The following is a 15289-nucleotide window of genomic DNA, read 5'->3' as shown; positions in this document are numbered from 1 at the left end:
GGATGGGCTGATGAATCCTTGGGGCCTATTTGCTCTGAGCGGCAGTCTGCGCGGCGGCTGCCGGTTTCCTCTTGCCGTCTGCGGTGACGAAGTGCACGCCGGCGGTGGTGCCGTCGATCCAGACCAATTCGCAGCGCCGGTAGGCGAGCCCCGTCGACGACAGCAGCAGGAAGAATTCCTTGGCCCGCAGAACGTCGAGCGTGCCCTCGACTTCGATCTTCGCACCGCTTTGCGATATGTCGAGCAGAACGCAGCTGCGCCGCCACGTGCCGTCCGAGCCCATCAGATTGACCGGCTGCTTGTGATCCATTTTCACGCGCTGCGCTTTGCGACCGTCGAACTTCATCGGCTAACCCCCATCTTCGCGCCGCGATTTGCCGGATCGCTCGTGTTGGCGCTTGCCGCTATTTCCCCCCATCGCACTGTCCATTGGCTGGTGGACAGAAGCAGCGTCTCGAAGATCCGTTGCGCGCGCTCGCGCCCGGCATAGGAGAGCCTTTTCCCGCTGCGGTTGCTCAGGATGGTAAGGGTGGTCTGCCAGTTCAGCCGCGAGGCCCGGCACGCCATGACCAGCCCCTCGCAATCGTCGTCGCTCACGACACGCTCGATGATTTCGAGCGGCGCCCCTGAAAGCACCGACAGCGCCGTGAATAGGTTGGCCGTCTCGCCGCGGATCGCAAAACGGTTCACCGTGGAATCGTTGAGCTTGCCGATGCGGTTGAGGACGACAATCTCCGGCCTCGCGCTGGCGTAGTCGGCCCTGCAAGGCCGCTTTGGCGGAGCCGGCTCCGTTTCCGGCACCGGCGACGCGGCGAGCGGGTTGGGCGTGGCCGGCGCCTTCCGGGCTGGTGGGGCGGAGAGCAGCTTGCGCACGACCAGGTCGGGCGTGCCGGGCCGGAGCACCAGCGCCTTCGCGATCTCGCCGTCCTGGTCGGCCATGGCAATCAGCGCTGCATAGGCTGCGTCGGAGAATTTCGTTCCCGGGTTCTTGATCAGGGCAAGGCAGATCGGGCCGCCGTGCTTGATCAACGCTTCGGTCACGGTCGGCGCGATGTCGCTGCGGGCGGCGATCGCGCGTCGATGCCACTCGCCACGGGAGTCAATGACAGCCTCGAGATCTGCCGCGGAAAGTGCGCGCGACTTGAGCAACACAGGACATGCCACGTCCGGATTATCGTGCGAGGCGAGACGCCACAATGTTTCGGGAGGCGCGATGTCAAGCTCGGCGAGCGCCATGCTGAGCTGAACCAGTGCGCTGGTCTCGACCCGTTCCGTCAATCGCAGCAGAACACCGTCGACCACGTTGACGAGCAATTCCCGGCACTGGCCGCGGCTACCAGTGAGCAACTGCACCATGCCGGAGAGAATGCGTGCGCAACGCTCCGCCGGGCACGTTGCGACCGTCTCTTCCAATTCAGCGAGAATATCAGCAGGCGAATTTGCCATCATGGCAGGGGCCTGACCTAAAATTAATTTGGACTATCGAACTGCTTCTATTCCGCTCGACAAACGTTAATTTGAAATTTTGATTTTGCTCGTCTAGGTATATGTGCACCGCTGGCCACACGGGAAACGCTATCGAAAATTGGCGAGATTTGATGCGCCGGCTTGTCCTTGGACTTCGACGCTCGCCAACTGGTCAACATAGTTCGAAGTGATTCTTTCAGACTTAAGGGACACCGGAACGGGGAAGTTGGGCCGGCATCGTCGCCGGACGCGCGTGTGTTGCGACGCGAAGTTTCACATTTGCCATGAACAGAACTGATGATGCGCCGACGCTAGCGCCGAAGGTGTTTCGTTTCACCGACGTCGATGAATTTCGAAGTGCCATACGAGGCCTGAACTTCGAGTTCACGCCTTTCGTACGGAGGATTTCGGCCGAGCAGACCATTCTGTCGCTGCCCGGCTGCGACGTGAATTTGACGCGGGCATTTCCGCGGGTCGTCGACGCACAGCTCGTCGAGAATTGTACCGCGATCGGATTCACGATGGACGATTTGGACGTGCCGGTTCGATTCAACGGCACGCAGCGCACACGACCCGTCATCGTCATCGGCAGCGGCGGCGCAACCTACACCACCATCGAGGAAGTGCCGCGGCAAATCGGCTCGGTGGTGTTCAGGCCGGAGGTGACGGATCGCGGCTGGCCACAAGCAGCCCTCTGCTTCAACATCTTCGAAACGACCGCCGCGGGCTTGAACCGGCTCCGCGGTGTGGTTCGGGAGGTGCTGGCAGCCGCTTCGGAGCCGGTCGATGCGCCCGACGTGCCGCTGAAGGCGGCCGCCATGAAGGAGACCCTGCTGGGGACTGTGGACGCAATTTTCCAAAGTATGGGTCCCGCGCGATGGACCCTGCGCCCCAATGACGAGCGCAACTTCAAGGTCTTTCAGGACATCCGCGCGCTGCTTTCCGACGACCTCTCCCAGCCCATCTACAGCGACGAGATCGCGCGCAAGCTCGGCTTGTCCGTTCGCACCATGCACGACGTCGTCCGCCGCTATCGCGGCATGAGCCTGCACCGCTATCTACGTCTGCGGCGGCTGTGGCTGGTGCGTCAGCGGTTGCTCGCCGGTGCCGACAGCGTCAAGGCCGTCGCGCTGGCGTTCGGCTTCTGGCATCTCGGCGACTTCTCCAGAAGCTATCGTGACAGGTTCGGCGAGACACCGTCGCAAACTCTCGAGCACGGACGGCGAACCTAGCGCGTCAAAACGTTGAGGCCGGCCTGCTGATCCGTGCTATACTACCGGCCATGAGCAATCGCATCCTCGTCCTCTACGGTTCCTACCGTTCCGACCGCATGGGCATACGCCTTGCGAATTTCGTCATCGATCGCCTGCGCGGTCGCGGCGACGACGTCGTGTTCATCGACGCCAAGGCGATCGGCCTGCCGATGCTCGATCGTATGTACAAGGAATATCCCAAGGGCTCCGCACCTGAGGCGCTGGAGAAGCTGGCCGGAGAGATCCGCGGCGCCGATGGCTTTGTCTTCGTCACCGGCGAGTACAATTGGGGCATCCAGCCGGGCCTGAAAAATCTCACCGACCACTTTCTCGAGGAGTGGTTCTGGCGTCCGGCCGCGATCGTGAGCTACTCGGCCGGCCGCCTGTCCGGCGCGCGTGCCTCGACCGCCTGGCACGGCACGCTGTCGGAGATGGGTATGGTGGTGGTGTCGAGCACCATCGGCGTCGGCCCGATCGCACAGACGCTGTCGGAGGCGGGCGAACCGATCGGCGAAGGCGGCAAGGCGTTGGAACGCTCGTTCCCGCGCTTCGCCGACGATCTCGCGTGGTGGATCGAGGCCGCCAAGGCGCAGCGGGCGCGCAAGGCGCCGCCTTATTGATGTCCCGTAGCCCTGATGGAGCGCAGCGCAATCCGGTGCCGTCGGTGTTTGCGGCACGATTCCCGGATTACGCTTCGCTCCATCCGGGCTACGAATTTGGTTGCTACGCCGACCTGACCTCGCCGAGGAAGCGGTCGAACTGTCCGGCGAGATCGCGCGACTGGGTCGAGAGCTGCTCGGCTGCGCCCAGCACCTCTCTTGCGGCCGTGCCGGTATCGTCGGCGGCGCGCTGCACGCCTGAAATGTTGATGTTGACCTCCTGGGTGCCGCGCGCGGCCTCCTGGACGCTGCGGGCGATCTCCTTGGTCGCCGAGCCCTGTTCCTCGATCGCGGCCGCAATCGCGGTGCCGATCTGGTCGATTTCGCCGATGACGTCAGCGACGTTGCGGATCGCGGTGACGGTCTCGTCGCTCGCGGCCTGGATCGCCGAAATCTGCTCGGAGATTTCGGTGGTGGCCTTGGCGGTCTGGCCCGCGAGCGATTTCACCTCGGCAGCAACCACCGCAAAGCCGCGGCCGGCGTCGCCGGCGCGGGCAGCCTCGATGGTCGCGTTGAGCGCCAGCAAGTTGGTCTGCTCGGCGATGCTCTGGATCAGCGTGACGACGTCGCCGATCTTCTGCGCGCCCTCGGCCAGCGCACGGGCGGTGTCGCCGGTGCGGCGGGCGTTGTCGACGGCGCGGGCGGCGATCTCGGTGGATTGGGCCACTTGACGGCCGATCTCCGAGATCGAAGAGGTCAGCTCTTCGGTGGCGCTCGCGACGGTCTGCACGTTGCTCGATGTCTGCTGTGAGGCGGCGGCGACGACCGCGGCCTGGCTGTTGGTCTGGGCCGCCGTCGAGGTCATCGACTGCGCCGTGCTTTCCATGGTGGAGGACGCGCGCGACAGGCCGCCGACGAGCTCGGTGACCTTGGCTTCGAACGCGCGGGTGATCCCGTCGAGCGCCTGTGCGCGGCGCATCTTGCCGTCGTTTTCGGCCTGCTTCTCCGCCGCAAGGCTGTCAGCCCGGATCATGTTGTCCTTGAAGACCCGGACGGCCGCAGCCATCGCGCCGATTTCATCGGAACGTTCGGCGCCGGGAATCTCTTCCGCGACCTCGCCATCGGCAAGCCGCGACATCCGCGTTGTCAGATTGACGATCGGGGCGCAGACGCGGCGGCGGACCGTGACGATGAGGCCGGCGCTGGCGATCAGCACGGCGAGAAGGCCCGCGAGAGCGATGGTGAAGCTGGTGTGGGCCGCAGTGGAGGCACCGGCGAGAATGTGCTCGGCGTTGTCGTAGAAGGCGTCGCGGACCTCGATGATGGTGCCGAGGCCGCGCTGCGTGGCGGTGTAATAGGTGTCCATGTCGTGTTCGTACTTGCCGCTGACCGCACCCTCCTTCACCAGCTTGAGCTCGCGGCCGAACTCTTCGATGTAGATCGCGTTGAATTTCTCCAGTGCGGCGGCGATGTTCGCCGGCGTTGCGGGATTGCCGCGCAGCTCCAGCAGCGACATCACGATCTGATCGTTGCGGCCCTGCGAGCGGCTGATCTCGGCCTTCTCGGTATCGGTCGCTGGTTTCTTGCCCCCGACGAGGTTCTTGTGCAGGCTGGAGTTGAAGCCGCCGACGTCGCGCAACGTCATCGCGATGTTGGCGTAGCTGGCCTGCCGGTAGGCGTCGCCGTTGAGGATCGCCATGCGGCGGACCTGCTCGTTGAGCAGCGCAGTCACGCTGGCGTTGAGCACGGCGTTGTCGGCGACGATCTTCTTGGCGGCGTCCTTGCGCGCCTCAGGCGGGCCCGACATCGCCTTGTCGATGGCCTCGCGCAGCGACGTGAATTTCGAATTGATGGCGTCGATGTTGCCGCCGGTGGTGTTGCCGTCGTCGAACGGGCCCGGCAGGTCCTTGCGCAGCGCGTTCATCCTGTCGCGGGCGGCATCGGTCTGCTTGCGCAGCTTGTCCTGTTCGGCCAGCAGCGCCGGGTCGACGGCGGGAGGGCCATAGAGGATGTTGGTGGAAAAGCCGCGCTCGGGATTGAGGTAGCGCGGGATGTCGCTAACGGCGCGGACGGTCGCCAGCCGCCCCTGGGCTTCGGTGATTCGCTCCATCGTCTGGTATTTCGTTACGGCGACGTAGACGGCGAGGCCGCCGCCCACGGTCGAGAGCGAGACGATCGCGGTGGTCAGGAGCGTACCGATTTTCATGAGTCTGTCCGGCAACTGGCGCGGGAAATAATTTGCACGGACAATAGGCAGGCGATGTTAATCCCGGGTTTACGCTGGTGGCCGCGGTCACTTGGGCTGTCGGTCGAGGACCGCGAGGATATCGAGCGTTGCCTGATCGCGCTTGCCCGAAAAATACCGGGCGAGCGCCTGGTCGAAAACGGGTTCGTCGGACACCGCGTCGAACAGCGTCATCGACGAGCGGAATTTGGCATCATCGGGCGCGCCGAGGATCGCGTTGATGGTCCGGCCTTCGACGGCAAGCACGAGGCGGGTGCATTCGATCAGGCGCGGACCGAGGATGGGGTGGGCGAGATAGGCCTTGGCCTCCGCGCGGGAGGCGATGGCGTAGCGTTGCGACATGGCGCTGAAGCCGAGGCCGGCGACCTGCGGGAAGACGAACCACATCCAGTGGCTCTGCTTTCGGCCCCGGGTCAGCTCCCCCTGAACGTCGCCATAGACCGGGTCCTGGGCCCGGACAAAGCGTTCTAGATCGAACGGATCGGTCATAAGATACCTTGGGATACCCCGGAATGGCTTGCCGGAGCCTTGCCAGACGCCTGCCGGCCCCGATTATGCCTAACTTTTGGCTCCCAATGTGGTAGCTGGTATAGAGTCTCCGGGTGGGGGTGGGTCCCCCCGGGGGTCGATTTTGGGGAGCTGATGGTTTCCGACCGGGCACAAGCCGAGAGGCTATTGTCGCGCCGCCGTATTGGGCGAGCCGAGACGATATTGCTGTCTCTGGCCGCCGTCGCGCTGGCACTAGGCGCTGCCGCCTGGGTCGCGGATATCGGCGCTCCGGCCTCGCTGGTCACCGCCGCACTGCCGCCGGCCAATGCGCCTTCGTTCGATGATCGTTTCGCTTCGGCGTCCGGCAATCCGCCCGCCCGCGAGCTTGGGCTGCGGACGCTGGAGCGCTCCGCGGTGAGTGCAGTCCAGCTCAAATTGCGCGACGCCAAGGCGATGCTCGCCCAGAAGCTCCAGGGCGATGACTGGCGCTCCACTCTGACCGACGACGACCGGCATATGTCCGAGGAGACGAGACAATCGCAGCGTGCTGACGCCATCCCGATGCCGCGCTCGCGCCCGCCCCAGGCCGACATCTCCGCCCAGATCGCCTCGAGCCAGGCTTATGCGGAGACCAACCCCCGGGTCGACAACCGCAACTTCTTCGAAAAATTCACCGACAAGATCAGGCTGGCCTCGCTGACGCCCGACAGCGGCCTGTTCGGCAAGGCGCCGGATCTCGCCGCGCTCGGTTACGATTCGCGCACCGCGGTCTACGACATCTCGGCCAAGGCGCTTTACCTGCCGAGCGGCCTCGCGCTGGAAGCGCATTCAGGCATGGGCGCGCTGATGGACGACCCGGAGCACGTCGACCAGCGCATGGTTGGCGCGACCCCGCCCGCGACCTACGACCTGAAGCCCCGCGAAAAACTGTTTCACGGCGTCCGCGCGCTGCGCTTGACCCCCACCGAGGGCACCAGCGCGCTCGGCCGCGTCGGCCTGCTCACCCACAATTACATGCTCGGGCCCCGTGGCGACTCCAACGGCTGCGTGTCGATCAAGGACTACGATCGTTTTATGAAGGCCTATGACAACGGTGAGTTCAACCGTCTGGTCGTGGTGCCGAAGTTGAGCCCATCGGCGACCGCCTCGCAGCGCGCGAGCACCGAGTCCTGATATCTGCTCCTGATATTTGCCTGCCACGGCGGGGCTGCCGTTTTCCCTTCGTTAAGCCGTCATCGTGCAGAAGCAGCCCATGAGTGATCCGCAAAGTGAGTGATCCGCAAAGTTCCGAGACCCCGCTGCGCACGACGTTCAAGATCAAGCTGAACGGCGACACGCTGGCGATTGCGACCGTCGGCCAGGCCTATCAATTCCTCACCAATTTCAAATCGGTCGAGTGGATGGAATTCCGCTCCTTGCATGAAGATGCGGTCGCAGCGCTCGAAGGCGCCGCCGAGAACGCCATGCTCGTGGTGCAGGCGACCAACGCCGTGCGCGCGCTGTTCGTGAGCGCCAAGCTGCTCTGAGAGTGACGCGGTAGATATTTGGGGGATCCCGGGATTGCGCTGCGCTCCATCCGGGCTACCGCTCACAACTTGAACTCCGCTATAGGAACGGCAATAGCTCGCGAAGATCGCGCTCAAGCCGAGACGTTGAAACATAGTTCAGGGAGAGACCATCATGAAACGCCGTACGTTCCTCAAGGGCGGCGCCATGGCCGGCGCGACGACGCTGGTTGCCGCACCTGCGATCGCGCAAGGCGCGCCCGAGATCAAATGGCGCCTGACCTCCAGCTTCCCGAAGTCGCTGGACACCATCTACGGCACTGCGCAGACCTTTGCGAAATATGTTGCCGAGGCCACCGACAACAAATTCCAGATCCAGACCTTTGCGGCCGGCGAGCTCGTCCCGGGCCTGCAGGCGCTCGATGCCGTCAGCACAGCCTCTGTCGACATGGCGCAGACCCCGCTCTATTTCTACATCGGCAAGGAGCCGGCGCTGGCCTATGCGACCGGCGCGCCGTTCGGCATGAACCATCGCCATCAGGAATCCTGGTGGCACTTCGGCGGCGGCGCCGACCTCACCAACGAGGCGCTGAAGCCGTTCAAGGCGCATGCGATCCTCTGCGGCAATTCCGGCACCCAGATGGGCGGCTGGTTCCGCAAGGAGATCAAGACCGTCGACGATCTCAAGGGCCTGAAATTCCGCATCGCCGGCATGGGCGGCCATGTGCTGGCGCGGCTCGGCGTGGTCCCGCAACAGATCGCGGGCGGCGACATCTATCCGGCGCTGGAGAAGGGCACGATCGATGCGGTCGAATTCGTCGGCCCCTATGACGACGAAAAGCTCGGCTTCCAGAAGGTCGCAAAATACTACTACTTCCCGGGCTGGTGGGAGGGCGGCGCCATGTTGCACATGATCGTCAACGACGAAAAGTGGGCGTCGCTGCCGAAGCAGTACCAGGCGATCGTCAACCAGGCCGCGTCGGCCGCGGGCGCCTGGATGCTCGAGAAATACGACAGCGTGAATCCGGCGGCGCTGAAGCGGCTGATCGCCAATGGCGCGGAGCTGAAGGCGTTTCCGCAGCCGGTGCTGGAGGCCTGCTACGCCGCGACCCAGGAGCATCTGAACGAGCTCGCCACCAAGAGCGACCTGTTCAAGCGCACCAAGGAAAGCCACGACGCCTATATGAAGGAGCTGCTGTTCTACACGCAGATCGCGGAGAATTTTTACGATAATTATCTGCTCGGCAAGATGCGCAACAAGACCTGATCGCGCAAACTCCCGTAGGGTGGGCAAAGGCGCACTTGCGCCGTGCCCACCACTGCTTGCATGACTCGCCATGGTGGGCACGCTTCGCTTTGCCCACCCTACAGCATCTATCGTGCGGTGAATTAAGCCGCGCCCAAACCCAGCTTCTCGTAAATGCGCCGTGCATAGGCGCCGAACGCGTCCGTGGTCTTGAGCGGAAGATCACGCGGGAAGGGCAGGTCGATCGGAAAATAATCGGCCATCTTCGCCGGGCCGGCGGTCAGCACGGCGCAGTGCGAGGACAGGAACACGGCTTCCTGAATCGAGTGCGTGATGAAGATGATGGTCTTGCCGCTCTCGCGCCAGATCCGCAGCATCTCCAGGTTCATCTGCTCGCGCGTCAAGGCGTCGAGCGCGCCGAACGGCTCGTCCATCAGGATCAGTTTCGGGTCGTGAATGAAGGCGCGCGCGATCGCGGTACGCTGCTGCATGCCGCCGGACAGCTCTCGCGGATATTTCTGCTCGTAGCCGGCAAGACCCACCAGATTGAGCAGATCGCGCGCCCGCTCGCGCGCGGCCCTCATGGGAAGGCCGACGATCTCCGCCGGCAGCAACACATTGTCCAGGATCGTCCGCCATTTCAGCAGCAGCGCCTGCTGGAATACCATGCCGATGTCGCGGGTCGGATCGAACGGGCTTTTGGCATTGCCGATCTTCACCGTGCCGCCGTCGGCGCCGTGCAGGCCGGCCAAGATCTTCATCACTGTGGTCTTGCCGCAGCCGGACGGGCCGACCAGCGAGACAAGCTCACCCTCCTGCACGTCCATGGTGACGTCGGACACCGCCAGGAATTCGGCGCCGCCGCTACGATAGACCTTGCGGACGCCTTGCAGGCTGATGAAGGGGTTTGAGCTCATGCCAGCCATTTATTCAAGTTTGCGGCCACGAAGGCGTCGTCGCTGAGATCTGAATGCTCGCGAGCGACGCGGTCGATCTCGTCCTTCTGGCCGGGGCTCAGGCCCTCGTTAGGATCGAGGCACCACAGGCCCTGCATCAGGCCCTGCCGTCGCAGCACCTCATGGCAGCCGGCGATGCAGCCGTGAAAATCGTTGGCGACGTCGAAGAAGGCGCTGTTGCAATCGGTGACGCGGGCATCGAGCGCGAGCAGTTCGGCCGGGACGCTGTCCTTGTGCCGTGCCGCTTTGCAGCGCTCGAATTGCTTGATCGCGCTCGCCGTCCAGACCGACCAATGGCCGAGCAGACCCCCCTTGAAGTAGGTCCGCGTGGTGATGCCGTTGTCGCGGAGGTCGAACGGCAGCATCAAATCGAGCAGGATGTGGTCGTCATTGCCGGTATAGAGCGCAACGCGGTCGAGCGCGCCAGCCGCCGCGACGCCGCGCAGAACATCAAGGGTCCTGTAGCGGTTGAACGGCGCGATCTTGATCGCGATGACATTGTCGATCGCGGCAAAGCGCTGCCAGAACCGGCTCGACAGGACCACGCCGCCGACGGCCGGCTGGAGATAGAAGCCGACCAGCGGAATCTCGGCCGCGACCGCTGTGCAATGCGCGATGATCTCGTCTTCGGACGCGCTCTTCATCGCAGCGAGACTGAGGAGCCCTGCGTGGTAGCCGATGTCGCGCGCGGTGCGGGCTTCAGCGGTGGCCTGCTGGGTCGGGCCGGCAAGGCCCGCGACCAGCGCCAGCGGACGCTTGGTCCAGTTCGCCGCGGTCTCGGCGGCGAGCTCGAGCACGGGACGATAGAGGCCGACATTGCGGATCGCGAACTGCGTGGTGTGCACGCCGACAGCAAGGCCGCCGGAGCCGGCGTCGATGTAATAGCGCGTCAGCGCGCGCTGATGCGTTTTGTCGAGCTGGCGTTCGGCGGTGAGCGCGAGGGGATGCGCTGGCAGCACGGTGCCGTCGGCGATCAGCTTGCGGATATCGCTGTTGATCTGACTGTGGTGCATGATGTCCTATCCGAATTCAGGGCCGGCGACGGCGAATGGCATGTCCTCACCCGCGGCTGTGGCGGGGCCGAACCGCATGCGCTGGAACGGCCGTTCGATGCTCCAGCCCGACGCGGTCAATCCGTCAGGGAACGCGGCTTGCGACGCGACGGCGTCGAGCAGCAGCGGCCCGGTTTCCGATCGTGCGATGGCATCCACCAGGGTCAGCGCTGCTGCCGTGTTGTCGGCAAATAGCGGGCCGATATGGCGCGCGGTGCGTCCGTCGCGAACCAGCGCGATGGCTCCGTTCGCGGAGACGATGCGTGAGCCGGGACGCCGAGCGAAGTTGGAGAGCAGGGCGGTTCGATCGAAACCAGTGGCGCGCCGGTCACGCATGCGGAGCGCGTCGAGCGTCGCGGATGAAGGTGCCTGCCCGGACGTTGACGCGGGTTTCACCAGTTTGAGGCGGCGCAATTGCAGGGTCGGCGTGAACCCGAGCGGCCCATAGACGGCAGCACCATCCGGCGTTGCGTCGAGCCAGCTCGTCAGGCCGTTCCTGCGGGCGGTTTCCAGGCAGGCATCGACGAGGCGCGTTGCAAGGCCGCGGCGGCGATGGGTGCCTGATACCAGCACCATGCTGATCCAGGCATTTTTGCTGGAGTAGGGCAGCAGGGCCGCGGTTGCCACCAGCCGTCTGCCGTCACGGATGCCGAACACGATTCCATCGTGCAGGAAGATGCGCCAGTCCTCCTCGGTCTGGTTCCAGCGTGCTTCCGTCGACAGCACGAGCCCGGCGATCGCATCGTCGACGCCGAGCTTGATGATGGCCGGCTCGTCAGTAGCGTCCATCGCGCACCTCGTATTTGGTGGGCTTGCCGAGGCTCGGCATGGCGCGGGACACCCAATCCGCGGTCCAGGCGATCAGCTGCTCGGTGTCGACGACCGGCAGGCCGAACAGCTCGACGGCCTTGGACGTGTCCGTCAGCCACGCCGTCGGCTGTTCGTTTCCTGTCAGCACCGGCGCGCGGCCGAACCTGGCGCCGAATCGTGCTGCGAGGTCGCGTACCGCCAAGATCTCGTGGCCGCTGACATTGATCGGCGAGGTCGGCGTCGTGCAATGCGCGAGACAGCGCAGCGCCTGGGACGAGGCATCGCCCTGCCAGATGAAATTGACATGACCGATGCTGACGTCGATCGGCGTGCCCGTGAGCACCTTCGATGCGATGTCGTGGAGCACGCCATAGCGCATGTCGATCGCGTAATTGAGGCGGAACAGCCGCCCGGGCGTTCCGAATTTGCGCGAAAAAAACTCGAACATGCGCTCGCGGCCGACGCAGGATTGGGCGTATTCGCCGGGCGGGTTCGGCGCCATGTCCTCGCGCGAGCCTTTGCCGTCGACGGGGACGAAGGGATAGATGCAGCCGGTCGAGAACGCCACGATCCGCGACGAGGGGAAGGCCTGCGCGACCAGCGCCGGCACGTGCGCATTCATCGCCCAGGTCAGCGACAGATCGCCCTCCGCGCCGAATTTGCGGCCGGCCATGAAGACGATATTGGGCGCCTTCGGCAGCGTCTGAATCGCGGTCTCGTCCATCAGGTCGCAATTGATGGTCTCGACGCCACGCCCGTGCAGCCAGTCCTTGACGCCGGCGTCGCTGAAGCGGGCGACGCCAATGACGCGGCGATCGGGCGCTGCGGCTTTGGCAAGCCCCGCCAGCGTCGGCCCCATCTTGCCGGCGACGCCAAGGATCATGATGTCGCCCTCGACCCTGGCGAGGTCGTCGATCAATGCCTGGGTCGGCCGGCACAGGAGATCGTCGAGCGCAGCGATATCAGGGATGGTCTTCGGCAGTGTCTGGCGGGTCAGGAGCATGGTTGTGGTCCCTGGTCTTGGCTTTGACGTTTCAGGTCGGTGTTGCGTCACCGACCACGAATATGCGTTCGAGGGCGAGCACGAAGCCGTAAAGCGCGACGCCGAGCAGCGTCAGCAGCACGACGGCCATCACCATCGCGGGCGTGTCGAGCGATGACTGCACCTGGATCATGAGGTAGCCGAGCCCGCGCTCGGAGGCGATGAACTCGCCGACGATGGCGCCGGCGACCGCGAGGATGGCGCCGACTTTCATGCCGGAGAAGATGTAAGGCAGCGATCCCGGCAGCTGGATCTTGCGGAACAGCGTCCAGCGCGAGCCGCGCAGCGATTTGACCAGGTCGAGCAGATCCGGCTCGACCTCGCGCAAGCCCCGCGCGGTGGTGAGCAGGATCGGGAAGAAGCAGATGCTGAAGGCGATCAGGATGTTCGGCACGATGCCGTAGGAGAACCAGACGATGAGGAGCGGGCCGAGCGCGACCTTCGGGATCATGTTCAGCGTCACGAACAGCGGCAGCAGCACGAGGCTGATCAGCGGCGCCCAGCTGAAGATGACGGCCAGCGCCACGCCGACGAATGCGCCGAGCGCAAAGCCGCCGAGGATCTCGATTGCCGTCACCAGCGTATTGGCGCCCCAGGCGTAGCTCGCGGTTCCCAGCGTCTGGATTGTCGCGAGCGGCGAGGGCAGGATGAACTTCGGCACGTGGAAGGCATCGACCAGGACCTGCCAGAGCACGAGCACGGCAAGGTGCACGATCAGGACGATCGCAAAGCTGCGCGTATTGCGGGCGCCGTCTCCTGCCACCAGTTGCTCCCTGTTGCCAGCGGCCACCTTGCCGCTGGTCGCGAGCCTAACCGTCCCTGAGGGAAGTTTCAACCAGTTGGTTGATTATGGCCGGAGCGAATGCAGCACGAGATCGGCGACGTGCCGACGGCGGGCGCGGCGCGCGGCCCGGCTCGACAGGTCCTTGCCGAAGATCGCCGAGAGCGTCGGTGTGTTGGAGAGATAAAAATAGCTGAGGCCCGCGATGGAGATATAGAGCTGGATCGGGTCGATTCCCTTGCGGAACATTCCGGCGCGGACGCCCTCGTGAAGGATGTGGGACACGCTCTTCACCAGCGGCGAATGCATCGCCTCCAGCCGCGTCGAGCCGCGGACGTGGCGGGCACCGCCACGGTTCTCGTCGTTCAGAAGCACGATGAAATCGGGGTTCGTCGCCAGATAATCGAACGAGGCTTCGATCAGTTTCCGGATCGCCTTTTCCGGCGGCAGGCCTTCGAGATTGAGCTGGCGTTCCTGCTCGCGGATATCGGCGTAAACCCATTCGAGCACGGCGAGATAGAGCGCGTCCTTGTCGCCGAAATAATGGTAGACGAGCTGCTTGTTGACGCCGGCGCGCTCCGCGATCTCGTCGACGCGGGCGCCGGCAAAGCCGTGCCGGGCGAACTCCTCGCGCGCCGCGGTGAGCAGCTTCTTGCGTGTGGCGACCGGGTCGCGCCGCTGCGGCACGGTGTCGCCTGAACGTTTTGCGGGCATTTCCAACCAAACAGTTGACAAGTTGAGGGCGGCCTTGTTGCATTGGTATCCTCACAGGGGGAGAGCGACAAGCCGGGTCGCGGGCAACGAGGAGAGATGCGATGAAGCGTTTGCAGGCGGCGGGCTCGGCCCTGGCTGTGGCCCTGATGCTCGGATCACCAGTCGTGCCCGCGACCGCGGGCGAAGCGGTCAATCTGATCCTGAACTGGGCGCCGACGGCCGATCACTCGCCCTATTATTACGCCAAGGCGCAAGGCTGGTACGAGAAGGCGGGCATCGATCTGACCATCGAGGTCGGCAAGGGCTCCGGCGTCTCCGCCGCAAAGGTCGGCTCCGGTGGCTCGCCCTTCGGCGTCGCCGATCTCGCCACCATGCTGGTGGCGAAGAGCAAGGGCGCTGACGCTGTTGCCGTAATGAGCGTCTACGCCAACACCGGCCAGACCTTCTACTGGCTGAAGAGCTACGGCGTGAACGGGGTGAAGGATTTTGCCGGCCACAAGATCGGCAATCCGCCCGGGGACGCCTCGCGCGTGATGTGGCCGGCTTTCGCCAAGGCTGCAGGGCTTGCACCCGACTCTGTCGGCTTCGTCAATGTCGGGCCGACCGCGAAGATCGCCGCGCTGAAGAGCCATACCGTCGACATCATCAGCGACTTCTACAACGAGCACGATTTGAAGGTGATCGAGTTCGGAAGCGATCTCGGCTACGTCAACTGGAAGGACATCGGGCTCAACCCTTACGGCAATTCGCTGATCGTCAACGGCGGCTATCTGCAGAAGAATCCCAAGCTGGTCGAGGAGTTCGTGCGCGTCACGCAAAAGGCCTTTGCGACCTGCGTCGCCGACGCCGCACCCTGCCTGAAGGCGTTGCTCGACCAGGTCTCCGGTCTCGACAAGGAGAACCAGGAGCGCCAGTGGGAGCGCATCAAGTTTTTGATGACGGATGAGTTCACCACGACGAAGGCGCTCGGCTGGATCGACGGCGAGCGGATGAAGAAGGACTACGAACTGGTCCAGACCTATCTCGGCATGGAAAAGCCGTTCGACGTCACGACGGCGTTCACGACCAAGATGCTCGATCCCGCCGTCAAGATGGATGCGAGCAAGGTGAAGAAGTAGGGGGCGAAGAGC

At 64.3% G+C, this 15289-nt stretch carries 16 protein-coding genes; 6 read left to right on the top strand and 10 right to left on the bottom strand.

Going from position 1 to position 15289, the window contains the following annotated elements; translation table 11 throughout:
• Nucleotides 1–25: 25 nt before the first annotated feature.
• Both AC0L30_RS19525 and AC0L30_RS19520 read right to left on the bottom strand, forming a co-directional pair.
• Nucleotides 26–346, bottom strand: a complete 321-nt coding sequence (locus AC0L30_RS19525; RefSeq protein WP_007591767.1) for a PilZ domain-containing protein — start codon at nucleotides 344–346, stop codon at nucleotides 26–28.
• Entirely contained in the window at nucleotides 343–1449 is a 1107-nt protein-coding gene (locus AC0L30_RS19520) for a DUF2336 domain-containing protein (protein ID WP_007591766.1), read from the bottom strand. The genes AC0L30_RS19525 and AC0L30_RS19520 overlap by 4 nt, the downstream gene beginning before the upstream one ends.
• Nucleotides 1450–1751: 302 nt before the next feature.
• Between AC0L30_RS19520 and AC0L30_RS19515 the strand changes: the two genes are divergently transcribed.
• Together AC0L30_RS19515 and AC0L30_RS19510 are read left to right on the top strand one after the other, a co-directional pair.
• Entirely contained in the window at nucleotides 1752–2699 is a 948-nt protein-coding gene (locus AC0L30_RS19515; RefSeq protein ID WP_219683899.1) for an AraC family transcriptional regulator, read from the top strand.
• Nucleotides 2700–2749: 50 nt separating this feature from the next.
• Nucleotides 2750–3340, top strand: a complete 591-nt coding sequence (locus AC0L30_RS19510; protein ID WP_007591764.1) for an NADPH-dependent FMN reductase — start codon at nucleotides 2750–2752, stop codon at nucleotides 3338–3340.
• Between the two features lie 103 nt (nucleotides 3341–3443).
• On the opposite strand, the gene AC0L30_RS19505 is transcribed toward AC0L30_RS19510, so the two are convergent.
• A complete protein-coding gene (locus AC0L30_RS19505; RefSeq protein WP_473404975.1) occupies nucleotides 3444–5525 on the bottom strand; it encodes a methyl-accepting chemotaxis protein in 2082 nt (693 codons plus the stop codon).
• Nucleotides 5526–5612: 87 nt separating this feature from the next.
• The gene (locus AC0L30_RS19500) at nucleotides 5613–6053 is read right to left on the bottom strand and encodes a DUF1810 domain-containing protein (protein WP_007591762.1); all 441 of its coding nucleotides are present in this window, start codon (nucleotides 6051–6053) and stop codon (nucleotides 5613–5615) included.
• 222 nt (nucleotides 6054–6275) lie between these two features.
• Between AC0L30_RS19500 and AC0L30_RS19495 the strand changes: the two genes are divergently transcribed.
• The 3 genes from AC0L30_RS19495 (at nucleotide 6276) to AC0L30_RS19485 (ending at nucleotide 8825) form a co-directional block, all read left to right on the top strand.
• On the top strand, nucleotides 6276–7226 hold the full coding sequence (locus AC0L30_RS19495) for a DUF2778 domain-containing protein (protein WP_219683901.1): 951 nt from the start codon (nucleotides 6276–6278) through the stop codon (nucleotides 7224–7226).
• 95 nt (nucleotides 7227–7321) lie between these two features.
• Nucleotides 7322–7579: a hypothetical protein gene (locus AC0L30_RS19490; protein ID WP_007609546.1), complete on the top strand. Its 258-nt coding sequence runs from the start codon at nucleotides 7322–7324 to the stop codon at nucleotides 7577–7579.
• Between the two features lie 154 nt (nucleotides 7580–7733).
• A complete protein-coding gene (locus tag AC0L30_RS19485) occupies nucleotides 7734–8825 on the top strand; it encodes a TRAP transporter substrate-binding protein (protein WP_219683902.1) in 1092 nt (363 codons plus the stop codon).
• Nucleotides 8826–8947: 122 nt separating this feature from the next.
• On the opposite strand, the gene AC0L30_RS19480 is transcribed toward AC0L30_RS19485, so the two are convergent.
• The 6 genes from AC0L30_RS19480 to AC0L30_RS19455 all read right to left on the bottom strand — a co-directional run bounded on the left by AC0L30_RS19480 (nucleotide 8948) and on the right by AC0L30_RS19455 (nucleotide 14159).
• Complete coding sequence (locus AC0L30_RS19480) at nucleotides 8948–9730, bottom strand: ABC transporter ATP-binding protein (protein ID WP_219683903.1); 783 nt, start codon at nucleotides 9728–9730, stop codon at nucleotides 8948–8950.
• A complete protein-coding gene (locus tag AC0L30_RS19475) occupies nucleotides 9718–10773 on the bottom strand; it encodes a dihydrodipicolinate synthase family protein (protein ID WP_219683904.1) in 1056 nt (351 codons plus the stop codon). The genes AC0L30_RS19480 and AC0L30_RS19475 overlap by 13 nt, the downstream gene beginning before the upstream one ends.
• Nucleotides 10774–10779: 6 nt before the next feature.
• On the bottom strand, nucleotides 10780–11601 hold the full coding sequence (locus AC0L30_RS19470; protein WP_007591748.1) for a GNAT family N-acetyltransferase: 822 nt from the start codon (nucleotides 11599–11601) through the stop codon (nucleotides 10780–10782).
• A complete protein-coding gene (locus AC0L30_RS19465) occupies nucleotides 11588–12625 on the bottom strand; it encodes an NAD-dependent epimerase/dehydratase family protein (protein ID WP_007591746.1) in 1038 nt (345 codons plus the stop codon). The genes AC0L30_RS19470 and AC0L30_RS19465 overlap by 14 nt, the downstream gene beginning before the upstream one ends.
• A gap of 31 nt (nucleotides 12626–12656) precedes the next feature.
• The gene (locus tag AC0L30_RS19460) at nucleotides 12657–13427 is read right to left on the bottom strand and encodes an ABC transporter permease (RefSeq protein WP_035994923.1); all 771 of its coding nucleotides are present in this window, start codon (nucleotides 13425–13427) and stop codon (nucleotides 12657–12659) included.
• An 84-nt stretch (nucleotides 13428–13511) separates the two neighbouring features.
• Nucleotides 13512–14159, bottom strand: a complete 648-nt coding sequence (locus tag AC0L30_RS19455) for a TetR/AcrR family transcriptional regulator (RefSeq protein WP_007591743.1) — start codon at nucleotides 14157–14159, stop codon at nucleotides 13512–13514.
• Between the two features lie 101 nt (nucleotides 14160–14260).
• On the opposite strand from AC0L30_RS19455, the gene AC0L30_RS19450 reads away from it, so the two are divergent.
• A complete protein-coding gene (locus AC0L30_RS19450) occupies nucleotides 14261–15277 on the top strand; it encodes an ABC transporter substrate-binding protein (protein WP_007591742.1) in 1017 nt (338 codons plus the stop codon).
• Nucleotides 15278–15289: the final 12 nt, after the last annotated feature.

The organism is Bradyrhizobium sp. MI1.11 (assembly GCF_055811255.1).
Note: the sequence above shows the minus strand (reverse complement) of the source record. Positions and strands in the feature narration are given on the sequence as shown.